The organism is Pseudomonas sp. No.117 (assembly GCF_054558395.1).
On sequence record NZ_BAAJNP010000001.1, the window covers coordinates 524,132 to 544,763 of the forward strand.

The 20,632-nt window shown below is 67.3% G+C and carries 16 protein-coding genes and 2 pseudogenes; 6 read left to right on the plus strand and 12 right to left on the minus strand.

Features of this window, described 5'->3' with window-relative positions:
* Positions 1 to 3: 3 nt before the first annotated feature.
* The 4 genes from ACYJP6_RS02460 to ACYJP6_RS02475 form a co-directional block, all read right to left on the minus strand.
* Positions 4 to 426 carry an STAS domain-containing protein gene (locus ACYJP6_RS02460; protein ID WP_145008415.1) on the minus strand — a complete coding sequence of 141 codons (423 nt, stop codon included), beginning with the start codon at positions 424 to 426 and terminating at the stop codon, positions 4 to 6.
* A gap of 13 nt (positions 427 to 439) precedes the next feature.
* Positions 440 to 1,279 (minus strand): STAS domain-containing protein, encoded by an 840-nt coding sequence (locus ACYJP6_RS02465; RefSeq protein WP_459473068.1) that lies wholly within the window; start codon positions 1,277 to 1,279, stop codon positions 440 to 442.
* A gap of 114 nt (positions 1,280 to 1,393) precedes the next feature.
* The gene (locus ACYJP6_RS02470) at positions 1,394 to 1,657 is read right to left on the minus strand and encodes a PepSY domain-containing protein (RefSeq protein ID WP_459473070.1); all 264 of its coding nucleotides are present in this window, start codon (positions 1,655 to 1,657) and stop codon (positions 1,394 to 1,396) included.
* 74 nt (positions 1,658 to 1,731) lie between these two features.
* Positions 1,732 to 2,697, minus strand: a complete 966-nt coding sequence (locus ACYJP6_RS02475; RefSeq protein ID WP_459473072.1) for a CHAD domain-containing protein — start codon at positions 2,695 to 2,697, stop codon at positions 1,732 to 1,734.
* A gap of 198 nt (positions 2,698 to 2,895) precedes the next feature.
* Between ACYJP6_RS02475 and pap the strand changes: the two genes are divergently transcribed.
* On the plus strand, positions 2,896 to 4,380 hold the full coding sequence (pap, locus tag ACYJP6_RS02480; protein ID WP_459473074.1) for a polyphosphate:AMP phosphotransferase: 1,485 nt from the start codon (positions 2,896 to 2,898) through the stop codon (positions 4,378 to 4,380).
* 421 nt (positions 4,381 to 4,801) lie between these two features.
* On the opposite strand, the gene ACYJP6_RS02485 is transcribed toward pap, so the two are convergent.
* Positions 4,802 to 5,011, minus strand: coding sequence for a cold-shock protein (locus ACYJP6_RS02485; protein ID WP_007160189.1), 210 nt, complete (start codon positions 5,009 to 5,011; stop codon positions 4,802 to 4,804).
* Positions 5,012 to 5,280: 269 nt separating this feature from the next.
* On the opposite strand from ACYJP6_RS02485, the gene ACYJP6_RS02490 reads away from it, so the two are divergent.
* The 3 genes and pseudogenes from ACYJP6_RS02490 to ACYJP6_RS02500 all read left to right on the plus strand — a co-directional run.
* The gene (locus ACYJP6_RS02490) at positions 5,281 to 8,751 is read left to right on the plus strand and encodes an acyl-[ACP]--phospholipid O-acyltransferase (protein ID WP_459473076.1); all 3,471 of its coding nucleotides are present in this window, start codon (positions 5,281 to 5,283) and stop codon (positions 8,749 to 8,751) included.
* A gap of 61 nt (positions 8,752 to 8,812) precedes the next feature.
* Positions 8,813 to 9,574, plus strand: a pseudogene (locus tag ACYJP6_RS02495) (MCP four helix bundle domain-containing protein); the annotation flags it as partial.
* Between the two features lie 309 nt (positions 9,575 to 9,883).
* Positions 9,884 to 10,480: pseudogene (locus ACYJP6_RS02500) on the plus strand (methyl-accepting chemotaxis protein); the annotation flags it as partial.
* A gap of 11 nt (positions 10,481 to 10,491) precedes the next feature.
* Here the strand turns inward: ACYJP6_RS02500 and ACYJP6_RS02505 are convergent.
* The 7 genes from ACYJP6_RS02505 to ACYJP6_RS02535 all read right to left on the minus strand — a co-directional run bounded on the left by ACYJP6_RS02505 (position 10,492) and on the right by ACYJP6_RS02535 (position 18,495).
* A complete protein-coding gene (locus ACYJP6_RS02505; RefSeq protein WP_459473078.1) occupies positions 10,492 to 11,916 on the minus strand; it encodes an MFS transporter in 1,425 nt (474 codons plus the stop codon).
* 139 nt (positions 11,917 to 12,055) lie between these two features.
* Positions 12,056 to 13,006: a sugar-binding transcriptional regulator gene (locus ACYJP6_RS02510; RefSeq protein ID WP_459473080.1), complete on the minus strand. Its 951-nt coding sequence runs from the start codon at positions 13,004 to 13,006 to the stop codon at positions 12,056 to 12,058.
* A 174-nt stretch (positions 13,007 to 13,180) separates the two neighbouring features.
* Complete coding sequence (locus tag ACYJP6_RS02515) at positions 13,181 to 13,981, minus strand: SDR family oxidoreductase (protein WP_459473082.1); 801 nt, start codon at positions 13,979 to 13,981, stop codon at positions 13,181 to 13,183.
* Positions 13,982 to 14,036: 55 nt separating this feature from the next.
* Positions 14,037 to 14,801 carry an SDR family oxidoreductase gene (locus tag ACYJP6_RS02520; RefSeq protein ID WP_459473084.1) on the minus strand — a complete coding sequence of 255 codons (765 nt, stop codon included), beginning with the start codon at positions 14,799 to 14,801 and terminating at the stop codon, positions 14,037 to 14,039.
* A 14-nt stretch (positions 14,802 to 14,815) separates the two neighbouring features.
* A complete protein-coding gene (locus ACYJP6_RS02525) occupies positions 14,816 to 16,321 on the minus strand; it encodes a sugar ABC transporter ATP-binding protein (protein ID WP_459473086.1) in 1,506 nt (501 codons plus the stop codon).
* 188 nt (positions 16,322 to 16,509) lie between these two features.
* Positions 16,510 to 17,442 (minus strand): substrate-binding domain-containing protein, encoded by a 933-nt coding sequence (locus ACYJP6_RS02530; RefSeq protein WP_459473088.1) that lies wholly within the window; start codon positions 17,440 to 17,442, stop codon positions 16,510 to 16,512.
* 57 nt (positions 17,443 to 17,499) lie between these two features.
* A complete protein-coding gene (locus ACYJP6_RS02535; protein WP_459473090.1) occupies positions 17,500 to 18,495 on the minus strand; it encodes an ABC transporter permease in 996 nt (331 codons plus the stop codon).
* Positions 18,496 to 18,830: 335 nt separating this feature from the next.
* On the opposite strand from ACYJP6_RS02535, the gene ACYJP6_RS02540 reads away from it, so the two are divergent.
* Both ACYJP6_RS02540 and ACYJP6_RS02545 read left to right on the plus strand, forming a co-directional pair.
* Entirely contained in the window at positions 18,831 to 19,667 is an 837-nt protein-coding gene (locus ACYJP6_RS02540; RefSeq protein ID WP_459473092.1) for a transketolase, read from the plus strand.
* Positions 19,657 to 20,613 carry a transketolase family protein gene (locus ACYJP6_RS02545; RefSeq protein WP_459473094.1) on the plus strand — a complete coding sequence of 319 codons (957 nt, stop codon included), beginning with the start codon at positions 19,657 to 19,659 and terminating at the stop codon, positions 20,611 to 20,613. Before ACYJP6_RS02540 ends, ACYJP6_RS02545 begins: the two co-directional genes overlap by 11 nt.
* The last annotated feature ends 19 nt before the right edge of the window (positions 20,614 to 20,632 follow it).

Here is a 20,632-nt window from a genome sequence, read left to right on the forward strand (position 1 = left end):
ATGTCAGTCTCCTGGCGGAGGGGAAGCGTCTGTGTCTTCGGCACCCTCTGACTCCTCCAGCGATTCGTCGGCGGCGACCATGGCTTCGAGCCGGCGCATGCCCTTTTCCATGTTCAGCGCCGTGGCGATGCCCTCCAGTGACAGCCCCAGCTCCACCAGGGTGATGGCCACCGCCGGCTGCATGCCGACCACGATCACCTTGGCGTCGAGGATGCGCGAGACCTGGGCGATGTGGGATAGCATCCGGCCGATGAAGGAGTCGACGATCTCCAGCGCCGAGATGTCGATGAGCACGCCCTTGGCCTTGTGGCGGACGATCTGCTCGGTGAGGTCTTCCTGCAGGTCCAGCGCCAGCTGGTCGTGCATGTCCACCTGGATGCTCAGCAGCAGGAAGGGGCCTAGCTTGAGGATCGGAATCCGGTCGATCATGGCGGCGTCCTCAGCGCTTGGTCGGGGCGGCCAGGCGCACACCCTGCTCGCGCAGTGCCAGGCGGAAGGCGTCGGCCAGGGAGGCCTTGGTGATGACGTCGCCGAGTTCCACGCCCAGGTGGACGATGGTGGCGGCGATCTGCGGACGGATACCGCTGATGATGCACTGGGCCCCCATGAGCCGCGCGGCGGTCACGGTCTTGAGCAGGTGCTGGGCGACCATGGTGTCCACGGTGGGCACGCCGGTGATGTCGATGATGGCGATGTCCGACTCGGTCTGGACGATCTTCTCCAGCAGCGACTCCATCACCACCTGGGTGCGGTTGCTGTCCAGCGCGCCGATCAGCGGGATGGCGAGGATGCCGTCCCACAGCTCCACCACCGGGGTGGAGAGTTCCAGCATGCTTTCCTGCTGCTCGCGGATCACCGTCTCGCGGCCGGTCATGTAGCTTTCCATGCTGTACAGGCCGAGGCCGTCGATCAGCCGGGTCGCGGCCCAGATCTCGGCGAGGGGGTCGTCGCATTCGTTCTGGATCAGGGTGAACAGCGGCTCCTTGAGCGAGAAGACGAAGGTCGCCGTCTGCGAGGGCGTCAGGCCCACGCGGCTCTGGTCGAAGGAGAAGCGCTCCAGCAGCGCCCGCACCGGCTGCCAGTGCGGCTCGTGCAGGTCGCCCAGGCCCTGGGCGATGGCCACGGTGATGCGCCGCAGCAACTCGGCGGAATTGGCCAGGATGGTGGTTTCGTCGAGCAGGTCGATGCGCATGCCGGCGGCGCGCTGGGCGCCGATCCAGGCGTCGAGCAGGGTGCGCTCGTGGGTACGTAGCAACTCGACCAGGGCGGTACTGTACATTGGGTTTCCTAGATGACGGCGAGGTCGGCCCAGAACGGGCCGACCTGACGGAGGGGCTGACCGGGAGGGAGGATGTCAGCAGCGACCCGCCGGGACAGCGCGGTCGACTGGTGATCACATGTCCATCTTTTCCTTGGTGATCTTGCCGGTCTTGGCGTCGGCATGGAAGTCGTACTTCATGCCGTCCTTCTTCATGCCTTCGCCTTCCCACTGGCCATCATCGGCTTCGATCTTGCTGATCGAGGTATAGCCCTGCTCCATGAGCTTGGCCTTGACGTCGTTCATCGGCATCCAGTCGGCACCGGGCTGGTCGGCCAGGGCGGCGGTGCTGGCCAGGACGGAACAGGCAAACAGGGAAGCGAGCAGGGTGGCTTTCATCGCGAGACCTCGTCGTGGTGGTGGATCCTGGGTTGGACCACCACCACGCGCGACAAATCCCGCTTCGCCCGGGATCAGGCCGGCGTGTCCTCGACCAGGTGGGGCAGCAGCCCGGCGGGCGCCGGCTTGCCCTTGGCCTTGGCCTTGCGCGGCACATAGGGCCGGCTGGCCAGGCGCCAGAGGTCCCGCCAGCGCTCGGCGAGGGCGGTGGGCTTGTCGAGGTAGAGGCGCAGGCCCAGGGCGAAGGCCTTGAGCTGCAGGCGCTCGCGCTGCTGGGCCAGGCTTTCGCCGATGGCCAGGCGGGTATTGCTGGCGCCGAACAGCGCCGGCTCGTCCGCCAGCAGCTGCTGCATCACCGCCAGGTCGTGATCGTCGCCCAGGTATTCCGCCAGGCGCTTGAGGCTCTTCTGGCGCTGCTTGAATTCCGCCGGCCAGGCCGCGGCCAGCAGCTGGGTGTGATACCAGTGGTCCTTCACCCGCTTGCGCCAGTCGTGCAGGGTATCGTCGGTGGGCTTGTCGCGGGCGGTCTTGAGCGCCTGGCGCCCGGCCTTGTAGTTGTCTTCCAGGCCGCGGGCGAAGAGGGCGAAACCCTGCCCGGCGAGTTTCCAGCCAGCCACGTCCGCGCGCAGGCTGGCCAGCTCCTCGAGCAATTCAGGATGGCCACTGGCCGCGGCGGTCTGCTGGTCGGCGCGCTCCTGCAGCCGCTGGCGCACGCGCTTCATGGCCGGCGAGGCGAAGCGCTTGCGGTCGGATTCGCCCAGCTTGTCCCAGCTCTCCACCAGGGCGGCGCTGTCGCGCAGCGAGGACAGCTCGCGGCCAAGGTCGCGCAGGCGCCGATTGCGACTGGCGAAGGCACGCTTGCCCAGGGCGCCGTGCAGCAGCCGCAGCAGGGCGCGCAACTCCTTGAGGCGCTTGCGCGTCTCGTGCACGCCCTTGGGGGTACCGCTCGCCAGGGACGCTTCAGCCTGGACCAGACGATCCGTCACCACTCGGCGGACTTCTTCGTCAGCCGGTTGCCGCGCATCGAAACGAAAGGCCATCGAACTCTCCTCAATAGGTGGACTGCAGACCCGCATTGCGCGGGAGCGTAACGGTGGGAAGACCGCTACGACAGCGGTTGATGCCAAATTTCATTTAATCGTCATATTGCCGTCATGGAAATTCGCGCCGGGCACCGCCTGCCGCTCGGCCGGTCAGAAGGGCTATAGTGGCCCGACCACCTGCATGAGGAGATCCGGATGTTCGAAGCCGCCGAGAACGAACACCTGCTCGACGAGGCCACCTACGACGCCAAGCTGCCCAAGCTGCGCGAGGCCTTGCTGGCCGCCCAGTACGAACTCAAGGCGCAGGGCCGTTTCCCGGTAATCGTGCTGATCAATGGCATCGAGGGCGCCGGCAAGGGCGAGACGGTGAAGCTGCTCAACGAATGGATGGATCCGCGGCTCATCCGCGTCGAGACCTTCCTGCAGCCCACCGCCGAGGAACGTCTGCATCCGCCCGCCTGGCGCTACTGGCAACGCCTGCCGGGCAAGGGCCGGATCGGTGTCTTCTTCGGCAACTGGTACAGCCAGATGCTGCACGGCAGGGTCAACAAGGAACTCTCCCGGGTCGAGCTGGACGCGGCCATCGACCAGGCCGAGCGCTTCGAGCGCATGCTCGCCGACGAGGGCGCGCTGATCCTCAAGTTCTGGTTCCATCTGTCCAAGGACCAGCTCAAGCAGCGCCTGAAGCACCTCAAGAACGATCCACGCCTGGGTTGGCAGCTCAGTCCGCTGGACTGGCGCCAGGCCAAGGTCTACGACCGCTTCGTCAAGCAGGGCGAGCGGGTGGTACGGCGGACCCATCACGACTACGCCCCCTGGCACGTGGTACCCGGCTTCGACGAGCGCTTTCGTAGCCTGACCGTGGGTACCGTGCTGCTCAAGGCGCTGCAGCGTGCCCTGGCCAGCAAGCCGCGCAAGCAGCGCAAGGCCGCCGCCGTCCTCTCGTCGCCGGTGGATGGCCGTGGCGTGCTGGAAGCCCTGGACCTGGGCCAGCGCCTGGACAAGGGCGACTACGAGGACCAGTTGCTCCGCGAACAGGCGCGCCTGGCCCGCCTGTTGCGCGACAAGAAGTATCGCCGCCATGCCCTGGTGGCGGCCTTCGAGGGCAACGACGCCGCCGGCAAGGGCAGCGCCATCCGCCGCGTCACCGGCGCCCTGGACCCGCGGCAGTACCGCATCGTCCCGGTCGCCGCGCCCAGTGACGAGGAACTGGCCCAGCCCTATCTCTGGCGCTTCTGGCGGCATATCCCGCGGCAGGGCGACTTCACCATCTTCGACCGCTCCTGGTACGGCCGGGTGCTAGTGGAGCGGGTGGAGGAACTGACGCCGGTGGCCGACTGGCAACGCGCCTACGGCGAGATCAACGAATTCGAGGAGCAGCTCAGCGACGCCGGCATCGTGCTGGCCAAGTTCTGGCTGGCCATCGACCAGGACACCCAGCTGGAGCGGTTCAAGGCCCGGGAGGAAACGCCCTTCAAGAGATTCAAGATCACCGAGGACGACTGGCGCAACCGCGACAAGTGGGAGCTCTACAGCCAGGCGGTGAACGACATGGTGGTGCAGACCAGCACGGCCATCGCGCCCTGGACGCTGGTGGAGGCCAACGACAAGAGATTCGCGCGGGTGAAGGTGTTGCGAACGCTCAATGAGGCGTTGGAGCGGGCGTACGACAAGGGGTGATTTGGGCTAGGAGCGGCCGCTCAGCTCACTGTCGTGCTTTGTGGACACCCCGGTTTCGCCCCGCCGAGCGACTCACTTTTTTCAATCGCGGCTGCGCGCCCCGGACAAAAGTAAGCAAAAACGCTTGCCCCTCCATCCGGCCCCGGCTGCGCCGGGGTCCGCTCTCTCCATCGTCGCTCCAGGGGCCCGCCGCGAAGGGCCTTCCATGGCCCTCGCGGCTCTCGCGGCATCCATGCCGCTCGACCCCTTACGCAACGATTGCGTTCGCCCTGCTGGAAGGGGCATTGGGCGCGCCTGAGACTTCAGGTGGTTTGAGCAGCTATCGTCCTTGTGGCGGAGCGATGAGCCATTCCGCAAAACCCAAACCCCAGAAACGAAAAAGCCCCGCCGAAGCGGGGCCTTTCTGCAACCGGATCAGTCGTTAGACGACTTGAACCTGGTCAGCTTGCATACCCTTCTGGCCTTTGACAGCCACGAAAGTGACCTTCTGGCCTTCGCTCAGGCTCTTGAAGCCGGCGCTTTCGATGGAGCGGTAGTGCACGAACAGGTCGGCGCCGCTTTCCGGGGTGATGAAGCCGTAGCCTTTCTCATCGTTGAACCACTTGACGGTGCCATTTTCACGATTGGACATGAGTATCTCCAGGATGTAGGGGGAACAACCACGTCAGCGAGACATTCGCGAACGGGACTGTAATGCGAGAGTGAGACGAGCCAGGAGATGAAAATGAAGCAACATCAAGCAGGTATCGAGTAACTATTGCAGTAGCAGTGCCTACACCATACGCGCTTTCGCGCGCTTGTATAGCCCTGATTTGCATATTTGCTGATCGGCGGCCACGGCTTGCGCTGCCCGGGCGTCTCACTCAGGCTACGGATTCCCCTGCTCGAAAGAGACTCCGCATGGACAAGCTGCACCGGATCAAGGGGGCCTGGCCCTACCTGATCGCCGTGTTTCTCAACGCCTTCGTCGATCTCGGTCACAAGATCGTCATCCAGAACACCGTGTTCAAGGTCTACGACGGCACCACCCAGGTGGTGCTGACCGCGCTGGTCAACGGCCTGATGCTGCTGCCCTTCATCCTGCTGTTCAGTCCTTCCGGCCACGTGGCCGATCGCTTCGCCAAGGTCCGGGTGCTGCGCCTCGGTGGCTGGGCGGCGGTCGCCATCACCCTCGGCATCACCCTGGCCTACTACGCCGGCTGGTTCGAGCTGGCCTTCGCCATGACGCTGCTTTTGGCCATCCAGGCGACCTTCTACTCGCCGGCCAAGTACGGCTACATCAAGGCGCTGTTCGGCAAGCAGCGGCTGGCCGAGGGCAATGGCCTGGTGCAGGCCAATTCCATCATCGCCATCCTCGCCGGCACCGTGGTGTTCACCGCCTTCTTCCAGCTGCACCTGGGCGAGGGCCAGGCCACGCCCCACGCCATCCTGCAGGACATCGCCCCGCTGGGTTGGCTGCTGGTGCTCTGCAGCCTGGCCGAGGTGGCGCTGCTCTATCGGCTGCCGCTGCTCGAGGAACCGAGGGCGCAGGTCCCCTTCGACTGGCAGGCCTATGTGCGGCTGCGCAGCGCCCGGGACAACCTGGCGGTGATCGGCGCGAATCCGGTGATCCGGTTGTCGATCGTTGGCCTCGCGGTGTTCTGGTCGGTGGGCCAGGTGCTGCTGGCGAGCTTTCCGGCCTATGCCAAGGACCACCTGGGCATCGACAACGTCTTGCTGCTGCAGGGCATCCTGGCCTGTGCCGGGATCGGCATCGCCCTCGGCTCGGCGCTGGCCAGCCGCGCATCCCGCGGACGCATCGAGACCGGGCTGATCCCGGTGGGCGCCCTGGGCATCGCCCTGGGGCTCTGGTGGCTGCCGGCGCCCAGCGCGGCCTGGATGCACGCGCTCAATTTCATCTTCATCGGCCTGATGGGCGGCCTGTTCATCGTGCCGCTCAATGCGCTGATCCAGTTCCATGCCCGCGAGGACCAGCTGGGTACCGTGCTGGCCGCCAACAACTGGGTGCAGAACGTCGCCATGCTGAGCTTCCTGGTGCTCACCGCGGTGATCGCCCTGCTCGGCCTGGACAGCCGCTGGCTGCTGCTGTTGATCGCCGCCGTGGCGCTGGTCGGTGGCGCCTACACGGTGTGGAAGCTGCCGCAGAGCCTGGTGCGCTTCCTGCTGGGGCTGATGGTCACCCGCCACTACCGCATCCAGGTCCAAGGCCTGCAGAACCTGCCGGCCCAGGGCGGCGTCCTGCTGCTGGGCAACCATATCAGCTGGGTCGACTGGGCCATGGTGCAGATCGCCAGCCCGCGGCCGGTGCGCTTCGTGATGCTCCGATCGATCTACGAGCGCTGGTACCTGACGCCCTTCCTCAAGGCCATGGGCTGCCTGCCCATCGCCCAGGGCAGTGGCGCCGGGGCGGCGCTGGAGCAGGTGGCCGCCTTGCTGCGCGCCGGCGAGGTGGTCTGCCTGTTCCCGGAAGGGGCGATCAGCCGCACCGGCCAGCTCGGCGAATTCCGGCGCGGCTACGAAAAGGCCTGCGAGCAGGTCGGTCCCGAGGTGCGGATCGTGCCCTTCTACCTGCGTGGGCTCTGGGGCAGCCAGTTCTCGCGCTCCTCCAGCAAGCTCAAGGAGCTGCGCGACAGTCCGCTGCACCGCGAGGTGGTGGTGGCCTTCGGCAAGGCGCTGGCCAAGGACACCCCGGCTGATGTGCTCAAGCGGCGCATCTTCGAGTTGTCGATCCGCTCCTGGCAGCGCTACATGCAGAGCTTGCCGTCCCTGGCCGACGCCTGGGTCGCCAGCGTCAAGCGGCGGCCCGGTGGCCTGGCGCTGATGGACGACCTCGGCGCGCCGCTCAAGGCCGCCCAGGCACTCACCGGCGCCGCCTGCCTGGCGCGGCGCATGCGTCGATGTCCCGAGGCCAATCTCGGCTTGCTGCTGCCCACCAGCAGCGGCGGCATGCTGGCCAACATGGCGGTGCTGCTGGCCGGCAAGACGCTGGTCAATCTCAACTACACCGCGACCCCCGAGGCGCTGCGCTCGGGGCTGGACCAGGCGGGGATCCGCACCGTCTACACTTCCAGCCGCTTTCTCGAGCGCCTGCGCAAACGCGGCCTGCCGGTGGACGAGCTGCTCGCCGGACGCGAGGTGGTGGATCTGGAGGCGCTCCGCGCTGGCATCGGCAAGGCCGAGTTGATCGCCACCTGGCTGGCGGTGCGGCTGCTGCCCACCGCCATGCTGCAGGTGCTGGTGAGTCGCGCACATGATCCCGAGGCCACCGCTGCCATCCTGTTCTCCAGTGGCAGCGAGGGCACGCCCAAGGGGGTGATGCTCAGCCATCGCAACATCATGGCCAATCTCAAGCAGACCTCGGACGTGCTCAACACCCAGGACGACGATGTCTTCATGGCCTCGTTGCCGCTGTTCCACGCCTTCGGCCTCACCGTCACCCAGTTCCTGCCGCTGATCGAGGGCCTGCCGGTGGCCTGCCAGGCCGATCCGACCGACGTGGCCGGCATCGCCAAGGCGGTGGCCACCCATCGCGCCACGGTGCTCTGTGGCACCTCGACCTTCCTGCGCCTGTTCGTGCGCAACGCCAAGGTGCATCCGCTGATGCTGGAAAGCCTGCGTATCGTGGTGGCCGGCGCCGAGCGTCTCGACCCGACGGTGCGCGAGGCCTTCAAGCTCAAGTTCAACCAGGACATCTACGAGGGCTATGGCGCCACCGAGACCGCGCCGGTGGCCTCGGTTAACCTGCCGGACGCCCTGGATGTCAATTACCTGCAGGTGCAGCGCGGCGGCAAGCTGGGCACCGTGGGCATGCCGTTGCCGGGGACCGGCTTCAAGATCGTCGATCCGCAAAGCTTCGTCGAACTGCCCAGCGGTGAGGCGGGCATGGTGCTGATCGGCGGGCCGCAGCTGATGCAGGGCTACCTGAACGATCCCGAGCGCACCGCCAAGGCCATCCGCGAAATCGAGGGCGAACGCTGGTACGTGACCGGCGACCAGGGTCGCCTGGACGAGGACGGCTTCCTCACCATCGTCGACCGCTATTCGCGCTTCGCCAAGATCGGCGGCGAGATGGTCAGCCTGGGCGCCGTGGAGCAGGCCCTGGGACGGGCGGTGACCGATCCGGAGATCGAGGTGCTGGCGGTCAACCTGCCGGATGCAAGGAAGGGCGAGCGCATCGTGGTGCTGCACACCGGCACGCTGGACAGCACGGCGGTGGAGAAGACGCTGCTGGCCCAGGGGGTGGGCGGATTGCTGTTGCCCTCCGCCTGGCTGGCGGTGGACGTCTTGCCGAAACTGGGCACCGGCAAGGCGGACGTGGCCGGTGCGAAGCGGCTGGCGCAGGAGCAACTGGCGGAGGAGGTGTCTAGCTGAGGCAATAGATCACAGGACTGTCGTCGGAAGAGCTCTAAAGCCTGGCGCGGTCCTGCCGATCATGAGGGGGCTATCCATCTTTTCGAGGTGTCCCCCGGTGAAGCTACGCTCTCTCAACATCGCCCCCCGCGCGCTGGTCGCCTTTGGCTTCTTCGCCCTGCTGGTCATAGGGCTCGGCCTGTTCTCCCTCGGCCAGAATCGCATCATCAAGGAGAGCGAAGAGCAGATCATCGGCAACGTGATTCCGAGCGTGCAGACTATCGGCCAGATCCGCGCCGACCTGCTGAGCCTGCGCATGCACAACCAGGGCCTGATGCTGGCCTCCTCCAATGCCGAGACCCAGGCCGTGCACAAGAGCCTCGACGAGGGCAAGGCCACCCTGGAAAAGCACGTGCGCCAGTTCGAGACGCTGCTGATCACCGATAAGGGGCGCGAAGCCTATGCGCGGCTGACGGCCCAGCTGGCCACCTACCTGAACAACCAGGCGCGTTACCTGAAGGCACTGGACGACCAGAACGACGCCGAGCTGCTCAAGCTCACCGGCCAGGATGGCGAGATGGCCCGCAGTGGCGACGCCCTGAGCGCGACCGTCACCGAGCTCGCCGCGCTGGTCGACGGCAAGGTCGTGCGCCTCGCCGCGGCGTCCACCGACAGCTACCGCACTGCCATCACCATCACCGTGGTGGCCATGCTGGCGGCCCTGGCCGGCACCCTGTTGCTGGCCTGGCGCTTCACCCGCAGTCTCACCGGGCCGCTGGCCAAGGCGTTGGCGGTGGCCGAGCGCATCGCCAGCAACGATCTCAGCCGTCCGGTCGAACAGGATGGCCGCGACGAGCCCGGCCGCCTGCTGGCCGCCATGGCGCGCATGCAGGACAACCTGCGCGGCACCCTGGAGCGGCTGAACCTGTCTTCCAACACCCTGGCCTCCACCTCCGAGGAGTTGTCGACGGTGACCGCCAGCGGTCTGCGTGGCATCCAGCGGCAGAACGACGAGCTGGCCCAGGCCGCCACCGCGGTCAACCAGATGACCGCCGCCGTGGAGGAGGTAGCCCGCAACGCCGCCGCCGCCAGCGCCGCCGCCCAGGACAGCCGTGTCTCGGCTGACCTGGGCCAGCACCGGGTCGAGGAGACCCTGCAGACCATCCATGCGCTGCACGCCGCGGTGGCCACCAGCGGTACCGAGATCGACGGCCTGGCCGGGCAGGTCCAGCGCATCAGCGGTGTGCTCGACGTCATCCGCGGCATCGCCGAGCAGACCAACCTGCTGGCGCTCAACGCCGCCATCGAAGCCGCCCGCGCCGGCGAGGCGGGACGCGGCTTCGCGGTGGTCGCCGACGAGGTGCGCGCCCTGGCCGCCCGCACCCAGCAGTCCACCGGCGAGATCGAAGACATGATCGGCGCCATCCAGGGCGGGGCGGGCAAGGCGGTGAACGCCATGGCCACCAGCAACCAGCAGGCCAGCGCCTGCCTGGAGGTCGCCGCCGCCGCCGGTGAGGCCCTGGCCGAGATCGGCCGCAACATCGTGCAGATCACCGAGCGCAACCTGAGCATTTCCGCCGCCACCGAGGAGCAGGCCCAGGTGGCCCGCGAGGTGGACCGCAACCTCACCAGCATCCGCGACCTGTCCACCCAGAACGCCGCGGGCGCCGGGCAGACTGCCGCCGCCAGCAACGACCTGGCGCGTCTCGCCGGTGACCTGAACGGCGCGGTGCAGCAGTTCCGACTGTGACCCCGGCCGGGCTAGCGGGCGATGTCCTCCAGCGCCCGGTTGCGGGTGCGCGGACCGAACAGGCCGATGGTCAGCACCACGATCAGCATGCTGGCGACGATGAACGCCAGCACGCCGGGCGTACCCAGGTGCTCCAGCAGGGCGCCGATCAGCAGGCTGCTGAAGACCGTGGATAGCCGGCTGAAGGAATAGCAGAAGCCCACCGCCCGGGCGCGGATGGCGGTGGGAAACAGCTCGGCCTGGTAGGAATGGAAGGCGAAGGTCAGCCAGGCGTTGCAGAAGGTGACGCCCACGCCGCAGAGAATCAGTCCCACGGCGCCCTGCTGCAGGGCGAAGAGGCTGCCGAACGCCACGGTACCCAGGGCGGAACCGACGATCTGCCACTTGTTCTCGAATCGGTTGGCCACGCGCACGAACAACAGCGGGCCCAGCGGATAGGCGAGGGTGATGACGAAGGCGTAGCCCAGGCTGTGGGTCAGGCTCACGCCCTGCCCGGAGAGCAGCGCCGGCAGCCAGTTGCCGAAGCCGAAGAAGCCGATGGCCTGGAACAGGTTGAAGACGATCAGCATCAGGACCCGTCGCCGGTAGGGCGGTCGCCAGAGTGCGGCGAAGCCGGCGGCCACCGGGCGTTCCAGCGGCGTCTCCTGGGGCGCGGGCAGCGGCTGGCCGCTATCGGCGCGGCAGGCTGCCTCCAGACGCTCCACGCCGCGCTCGGCTTCGTCCAGCCGACCCTGTTGCGCCAGCCAGCGCGGCGACTCGGGCAGGCGCTGGCGCAACCACCAGATGAACAGGGCGAACAGGGCGCTGGACAGCACCACCCAGCGCCAGCCGGAGACGCCCAGGGGGGCCTGGGGCACCAGCCACCAGGACATCAAGGCCACCGCCGGTACCGAGAGGAACTGGATGAAGAAGGCGAAGGCGAAGGCCGAGGTGCGCATGGCCTTGGGCACCAGTTCCGACAGATAGGCATCGATGGTGACCAGCTCCAGTCCCAGGCCGATGCCCACCACGAACCTCAGGGCGATCAGCCCCAGCGCCGTGGTCTGCAGGCCCATGGCCAGGGTCGCCAGGGTGTAGCCGATCAGCGCCCAGGTGAACACCGCCCGGCGTCCGTAGCGGTCGGCGAAGGGGCTCAGCACGCTGGCGCCGACGAACAGCCCGAGAAAGGTGGCCGCGGCGAAGGCCGCCTGGTCGGAGACCCCGAAGACACCCGCTGCGCCGGTCTGGAACAGCCCATCGCGCAGCAGTCCGGGACTGATGTAGGCGGTCTGGAACAGATCGTAGAGTTCGAAGAAGCCGCCGATGGACAGTAGGGCTACCAGGCGCCACAGGCTGCGCGTGGCCGGCAGGCGATCGAGCCGCGCCGACAGGGCGGCGGCGCGTGGGGAAGCGGGCAGGGCGGGAGTGTCGGAAGACGCTGGTGGAGCGGAGGTCATGGGACGCTTTCCAGGGAACGGTCGTCCTACAGCTTACGACTCGGGTCCCGGTGGATGTTGCCAAATATTTCCCTGTTTTGGCTTCTGCGCGGCAGGATCCAGCGTCTGCAGGCCTTGGCTTGGTAGCTGATTGCGCGGATCAGGGTATCAGCGCCAGCGCCGTGCGCAGATCGACGACCAGTACATCCAGATAGCCGCCCTGCAAGGCGCCACGAATGGCGTTGACCTTGCGCAGACCACCGGCGAGACCGACGACGCGATCGATCTTGAGCAGTTGCGGCAGGTCCACCGAGACCACGGTCTCTTCGCTCTCGTCCAGCACCGGGCGGCCCTGGGCGTCGAAGTACCTCAGGCAGATGTCGCCCACGGCGCCGCGGGCGGCGAGCACCTCCAGCATGGCTTCGCCATGGTAGTTGCCGCTGTTGCGCAACAGTTGCGAGGGCTCCAGCTCGCCGATGCCGACCAGGGCCACGGTCAGCCGGGCGAAGCGCTCGGTGACCTCGCGGACCTCGTCCAGCTGCAGGATGCGCTGGCGACTCTCGGGCGATTGCTCGATGCTCTGGGAGGGCAGCAGGTAGGCCGGGCAGCCGAGCAGGTTGGCCAGTTGCTGGGTCAGCAGGGTAGCCTCGAAGGCCCCCTTGTTGCCGACCCCGCCGAGCAGCTGCACCACTTCCGTCGCCCCCTGGCGACTGCTGCCACGGTGCATGTGGCCGACCATGGCGCGGATGGTGGAGCTCCAGGAGGAGATGCCGATGTGGTCGCGCTCGGTAACGCTGGTTTCCAGGTAGTGGGCGGCGGCCGAGCCGATGGCCTGCTTGATGGCTTCTTCGTCGCCGCCGGTGGGCTCCACCACGATGGCTTGGCGAATGCCGTAGCGCTGCTGCAGCTGGCGCTCCAGCTCCAGGTGGAAATTGCGTGGCCGCTGCACCGAGATGCGCACGATGCCGTCCTTGAGCGCGCGGCTCAGGGCGCGGCTGACGAAGGATTGGGACAGGTCGAGCTGGGCGGAGATCTGCGACTGCTTGAGCCCTTCCTCATAGTAGAGCGAGGCGATCTTGGTCAGCAGGCGTTGTTCTTCGAGGTTACTCATCCAGATTCCCGGTACCAGCGGATACGTCGGGCCCAGGGTCGCCGCGCGGCCTGACCGCGACGAACTACCGAAAAGCACGCACGTACCTGTTAGAAAGGCGCATTTTCCCGCTATTTTTGCTCAGCCTTCCCCTCAGCGCCAAGGCTTTTGCGCCCTTGGCACTGCCAATGCCGATCAGGACATGATCAGGCCGCCGTCCACATTGATCGCCTGGCCGGTGATGTAGGCCGCGTCCGCGGAGGCGAGGAAGGCCACCAGGCCGGCGACGTCGGCCGGGGTGCCGGCGCGCTTCATGGGGATGTTGCCGACCCACTCGGCCATCAGTTCACCCTGGCCATAGCGCTTCTCGGGGGTGGAGAGTATCTCGCCCCAGACCCGGTCGTTGTAGTCCCACATCTCGCTCTCGATGATGCCCGGGCAGAAGGCGTTGACCGTGATGCCATGGCGCGCTAGCTCGTGGGCCAGGCTCTGGGTGATGCCGATGACGCCCATCTTGCTCGCCGCATAGTGCGGCGTGTAGATGAAGCCCTGGCGACCCTGGCCGGAGCTGGTGTTGATCAGGCGCCCACCACGCCCGGCGGCGACCATGCGCTTGGCTGCCTCGCGGCAGCACAGCCAGACGCCGGTGGTATTGACCTGCAGGATGCGATCGAAGTCGGCGCGTGGCATCTGGTCGAAGGCATCGATGGTGATGACGCCGGCGTTCTGCACCGAGACGTCGACGCTGCCGAAGCGCGCCTCGGCCTGGGCATAGAGATCGGCGACCGCTGCCTCGTCGGTGATATCCACCACCAGCGGCAGGATGTCGGCACCGGTATTGGCGGCCAGCCGGGCGGCGGTCTCGTGCACCCGCTCGGCATTGGACACCAGCACCAGGTTGGCGCCCTCGCGCCCGAAGCGCTCGGCGATGCCCTCGCCGATACCCCGGCAGCCGCCGGTGATGACCACGGTTTGACCTGCGAAGCGACGTTCCACGTGAAACCCCCTTAGAACGATGGGCGACCCGATGTGCGTGATCGCCAGCGGACTGTTACCAGCAGACGAAACCACCGTCGACGATCAGATCCACCCCGGTGCAGAAGGACGCTGCCGGGCTGCAGAGGAAGATCGCCGGGCCGACCATTTCCTCCACCTCGGCCATGCGGCCCAGCGGGGTGGTCTGCTCGAAGATCTTCACCTGGTCGGCCACCTCGGGGCGGGTGTTCATCGGGGTGGCGGTGTAGCCGGGGCTGATGCAGTTGACCCGGATGCCACGCTCGGCCCATTCCATCGCCAGGCTCTTGGTCAGGTGGATGACCCCGGCCTTGGAGGTGTTGTAGTGGGCCTGCAGGAGGCCACGGTTGACGATGCTGCCGGACATGGAGGCGATGTTGACGATGGCCCCCTTGCCGCGTGGCAGCATGACTCGCGCCTGGGCCTGGCAGCTGAGCATCACCCCGGTGAGGTTGATGTCGAGCATGCGCTGCCAGCGCTCCAGTTCCAGCTCTTCGGCGGGCTGAGCGTTGGCGATGCCGGCGCTGTTGACCGCCAGGCTCAGCGGACCCAGTTCGGCCTCGGCACGCGCCACCGCGGTGGCCAGGTCGGCGGCGCTGGTCACCGAGCCTTCCAGGGCCAGGGCGCGGCGGCCATGGGCCTGGATGCGCGCGACGGTGCCGACCAGGTCGCGGCTGCCGGGCAGGTCGAAGCAGGCGACATCGGCGCCGGCCTCGGCGAGTCCGACGGCGATGGCCTGGCCGATGCCGCTGCCGGCACCGGTGACGAAGGCGGTCTGGCCGCCGAGATCGAAGAGACGCATGAGAGAACTCCTAGTCAGGCGGTAGCCAATTCCATCACGGCCACCGGAGTGGCCTGTTCACGTTCGAGAATGCCCATCTGCTGGCCACGGCTCATCACCATGACCCGGTGCGACAGGCCGAGGACCTCGTCGAGATCCGAGCTGACCACGATCACCGCCATGCCGGTGGCGGCTAGCTCGGCGATCACCTGGTAGATGGCGGCGCGGGCGCCGACGTCGATGCCGCGGGTGGGCTCGTCGAGGATGAAGACCTTGGGATTGCGCGCCAGCCACTTGGCGATGATCACCTTCTGCTGGTTGCCGCCAGACAGGGCGGCGATGGCCTGTTCCGGCTGGCCCTTGACGCCGAGGCGGGCCACCGCCTTGCGGGCGAAGGCGCGCAGGCCGCCGGGCGAGACCCAGCCGCCGGCGGCGAGCAGGTCGGTGTTGCCATAGATGAGGTTTTCCTCGATGGCATGGTCGACCACCACGCCCTGCTGCTTGCGATCCTCGGGCACCAGCACGATGCCGGCCTGGATCGCCTCGCAGGGGCTGGCGAAACGGCAGGCCTGGCCTTCCAGCACCAGCTCGCCGGTCACCTGCTCGGCGGCGCCGGCGATGGCGCGAACCAGTTCGGTACGCCCGGCACCGACCACGCCCGCCACGCCGAACACCTCGCCAGCGCGCACGGCGAAATCGATGTGCTTGAGCGGCATCTCGCGGCAACTGAGGTCTTTCACCCGCAGCACCTCGCGCGTGCCGGGCGTGGCCAGGGCCGGGAAGATGCGCTCGACGCTGCGCCCGACCATCTCCTCTACCAGTTGCCGCACCGGCACCTGGGCGGTGGCATGCAAGGCGATCTGGCGGCCGTCGCGCAGGACCAGCACCCGGTCGGCGATGCGGGCGATCTCTTCCAGGCGATGGCTGATGTAGATGAAGGACACGCCTTCGGCCTTGAGGCGCTCGACCTGGGCGAACAGCAGTTCGGTCTCCTCGCCACCCAGGGCCGCGGTCGGCTCGTCGAGGATCAGCAGGCGCGCCTTGAGGGTCAGCGCCTTGGCGATCTCCACCAGTTGCTGGGCCGCCACGCTGAGGCCGGCCACGGTGCGGGTGGCCGGAACCTTGAGGCCGAGGCGATCCAGCTGGCGCTGGGCCTCGGTTTCCATGAAGGTGCGGTCGATCCGGCCGCCGCGCATGGGCAGGCGGCCGACGAACATGTTTTCGGCGATGGTCAGCTCCGGCAGCAGGCGGATCTCCTGGTGGATCAGGCCAATGCCGGCGGCCAGGGCCGCGCCGGGGGAGTCCGGGGTGTAGTCCTGGCCGAGCCAAGTCATGCGGCCACCCGCCTCGGGCGGCACCAGGCCGGCGATGATGGACGACAGGGTGGACTTGCCGGCGCCGTTCTCACCGAGCAGGGCCAGGACCTCACCCGGTTGGATGTCGACGTCGACCCCGCTCAGCACCTCGATGCCGGCGTATTTCTTGCCGATGTTTCTCAGGCTGAGGGCCGCGGGCTGTTCCAGGGGCATGACGGCGGACATGGGGCCTCCGAGGGGGAATCGGTCGCGGTGCTTCCGCGGGGAAAGCACCGGGTGCAGGAGCCAACAGGATCTCGCGAGCTAGAGCCAAGCGGCGTTGAACCCCTCTGCGGACGCGGCGTTTACGAGTGGTAAATGAGCAGTCCGAAGAAGGGGTCGATGCCAGCTGGCCGTCGCGCAGCAGATCGTGGTTACGGATGGTTCTCGATGAAGGGGGCGACATTGTCCTTGGTGGTCAGGATCGCCTCCTGCAGCTGTTCCTTGGGCACCTGCTTGCCTTCCTTGAGCGCCACCGCCGATTCCAGCGCCATGCGCCCCATCTTGCGGGTCTGCTGGGTCATGGTGGCGGACAGGGTGCCGGCGGCCACCGCCTTGAGACCGGCCACATCGCCGTCGAAGCCGACGATGGTCACCGGATGATCGAGGTTGGCCACCTTGACCGCCTGGGCGGCGCCCAGAGCCATGGCGTCGGCGCGACCGAAGAAGACGTTGATGTTGGGGTCACGCTGGAGCATGTCCTGGGCCACGGCGAAGCCCTTGTCCTGGGCCCACTCGGCGGGCTGCTGGGCGACCACCTTCAGCTCGGGAAAGGTGGCCAGGCCTTCGGCGAAGCCCTTGGCGCGGTCGTTTTCCGGGGTGGTGCCGATCTGGCCCTGGAGGATGGCGACACGGCCCTTGCCCCCGGTGACCTTGCCGACGTATTCGGCCAGGGTGCGGGCAGCCGCGACGCTGTCGCTGGCGATGAAGGTGTCGCCGGGCGCATCGGGGGCGTTACGGTCGACCGCCACCACCGGGATACCGGCGGCCTTGGCGGCCTTGACCGGAACGCCGGCGGCGGTGGCGCCGGCCGGGATGTAGATGAGGGCGTCGACCTGGCGGGTGATCAGGTCCTGGATCTGGTTGACCTGGGTCGCCGAATTACCCTGGGCGTCCACGGTGATCACCTTGATGCCCTTGGCCTTGCCCTCGGCCTCGACGGCCTGCTTGATCTGGTTGAAGAAGTCGGCCTGTAGGTTGGCCACCGCCAGGCCCACGGTGAGTTCCTTGGCCTGGGCATTGAGCGCGCCGGCACAGGTCATGGCGGCGAACAGGGTACCGAGCAACAGCTTCTTGGGGGTCAGCATGGAAAGCACTCCGTTGTTATTGTTGTACTGCGGTGTCGATGTCGATGCGGTTCTGACTCAACGCTGCCCGCTACGGCGGCGCAGGGTATCCAGGGTGACGGCCAGGGCGATGACGATGCCGATGATCACCTGCTGCACGAAGGGCGAGACCCCCAGCAGGTTCAGGCCGTTGCGCAGCACGCCGATGATGAGGACGCCCACCAGAGTGCCGCCGACGCTGCCGACACCGCCGCTGAGGCTGGCTCCGCCGATCACCACTGCGGCGATGGCGTCCAGCTCCAGGGACAGGCCGGCGCTGGGCTGGGACGAATCCAGGCGTGCCGCCATGGCCACCGCGGCGAGGCCCGCCAGGGCGCCGCTCAGGGCGTAGATCCAGATCGTGATGGTGCGCACCTTGATGCCCGAAAGGCGCGCCACCTCGGCGCTGCCGCCCATGGCGTAGAGATTGCGGCCGCCGGCGCGGAAGCGCAGGAAGACCCAGGCCACCAGCAGCATCAGCAGGAAGAGGCCAACGGTCACCGACAGGAAGCCGAAGTGCCGCACCGTGGCCAGGCTGGTGAACCAGTCCGGGAAGCCGACGATCTGGCGACCGTCGGTGAGGATGTTGGCCAGCCCGCGGGCCACCGACATCATGGTCAGGGTGGCGATGAAGGCCGGTAGCCGCGCCCGGGCGATGAGCAGCCCCGAGACCAGGCCGCAGGCCAGGCCACCGAGGATGGCAGCCGGAATCGCCAGGCCCAGCGGCCAGCCGATGTCCTGGTAGAGCCAGCCCAGCAGCATCATGGAGAAGGCCAGCACCGAGCCCACCGAGAGATCGATGCCGCCGATGACGATGACCAGGGTCATGCCGATGGCGAGGATGCCGAGCACCGTCACCTGATCGAGGATGTTGAGGGCGTTGCGCACGGAGAAGAAATACTCCGAGGCGAAGGAGAACACGGCGATCAACAGCGCCAGGCCGATCAGCGGACCGCCGACGTTGCGTGGCAGGCGCAGCGCCAGGCGAGCGAGGGGCTTGGCGGGTGGCGAGGCAGTCGGGGCTTTGGCTTCCACGAGCTTCTCCTGGGGTTATTGTTCTTGTGTAAGGCCGCCTGAATATTTATGCGTGCCTGATTTTTAATTCAGACTCCGCCTGTTCCAGATGGAAGTCAAGCGCCTTTTCATTGCCGCGTCGCCGAATGCCTATCGCTCAGCAAACCTTAGCCAGACAGGTATTTCCGTCTGGCGGCGAAGCCCTGGGCGCCATTTTCGCCTATTGACGGCCTTTCGGATTGGGGTCTAAATGATAAATATATTTTCAGTGACGAATAAATATTCATAAGACGCCCACTGAAACCTCGGCAGGCGTCTGCTCCATCGCAGCTTCGGATACCCGAGGGGGTCGCCTGATGAATCCGTTCCAGTACGACGTCGCGCAGATTCGCGAAAAGGCCCGGCTGATCCGCCGGCGCGTCATCCAGCTCAACGCCGCCTCTCCCGCGGGCGGTCATACCGGGGCGGACCTGTCGGAAACCGACATCCTCGCCACCCTCTATTTCCGCCTGCTCGACGTCGCCCCGGAGCGCCTCGCCGATCCCCAGCGCGACATCTACATCCAGAGCAAGGGCCACGGCGTGGGCGGGCTCTACTGCTGCCTGGCCGAAGCCGGCTACTTTCCGCCGGAATGGCTCGACACCTACCAGCACTTCGATTCCCACCTGCCGGGTCACCCGGTCCGGCAGAAGACCCCGGGCATCGAACTCAACACCGGTGCCCTCGGCCATGGCCTGCCGGTGGCCACCGGCATCGCCCTGGCCGCTCAGCGTGACGGCAGTCCGCGCCGCGTCTATGTGCTGACCGGCGACGGCGAATTGGGCGAGGGCTCCAACTGGGAGTCGGCGCTGACCGCCGCCAAGTACCGGCTGGACAACCTGACGGTGATCGTCGACCACAACCGCCTGCAACTGGCCGGCCCGACCGCCGAGATCCTGCCGCTGGAGCCCCTGGCCGAGAAATGGCGCGCCTTCGGCTTCCATGTGGTCGAGTGCGATGGCAACGACGTCGCCCAACTGGTTGAACACCTGGAGGCCCTGCGCGAGCACCGCGGCCAACCCCAGGTACTGATCGCCAACACCGTGAAAGGCAAGGGGGTTTCCTTCATCGAGGGCAAACCCGAATGGCACCACCGGGTGCCCAAGGGCGACGAGATCGCCGCTGCATTGAAGGAGCTCGACCATGGCCACTGATACCCAGACCCCGGGCGAAGCCCATCTCGCCAGCGTCATGGTCGAGGCCTTCATCGCTGCGGTGGACGCCGGCGTCGACCTGGTGCCGGTGGTCAGCGATTCCACCTCCACGGCCAAGATCGGCCCCTTCGTCAAACGCTTCCCCGAGCGCCTGGTCAACGTCGGCATCGCCGAGCAGACCCTGGTCGGGGTGGCCGCCGGCCTGGGCCTCGCCGGCAAGGTGGCGGTGACCTGCAACGCCGCGCCCTTCCTGATCTCCCGCGCCAACGAGCAGGTCAAGGTGGACGTCTGCTACAACAGGTCCAACGTCAAGATGTTCGGCCTCAACGCCGGGACCAGCTACGGTCCCCTGGCCAGCACCCACCACAGCCTGGACGACATCGCGGTGATGCGCGGCTTCGGCAACGTCGAGATCTATGCCCCGGCCGATGGCAGCGAATGCCGGCAGATCGTCGAGCATGCCCTGGCCCACGACGGCCCGGTCTATATCCGCCTGGACGGCAAGGCGCTGCCCGACCTGCACGGTCCCGACTATCGCTTCGTACCCGGCCAGGTCGATGTGCTGCGCCAGGGTCATGACGTCAGCCTGGTGGCCCTGGGTTCGGTGGTGCACGAGGCGGTGGACGCCGCCCGCCAGCTGGCCGAGCAGGGCGTCAGCGCCCAGGTGATCAACCTGTCGTCGATCCGCCCCCTGCAGCGCGAGGTCTTGCTGGAGGCCCTCTGCGCCGCCCGCGGTGGCGTGGTCACGGTGGAAGAGCACAATGCCAACGGTGGCGCGGGCAGCCTGGTGGCCGAGGTGATGGCCGAGGCGGCGCTGGGGATTCCGCTGATCCGCCTGGGCATCGCCGACGGTGAATACGCCTCCGCTGGAGCCCGCGGGCCGACCCGCGCCAAGCACGGCATCGATGCCGCTGGTATCGTCGCTGCGGTACAGCGCCTGCGCTGAGCCGGGCGGTAGCGGAACA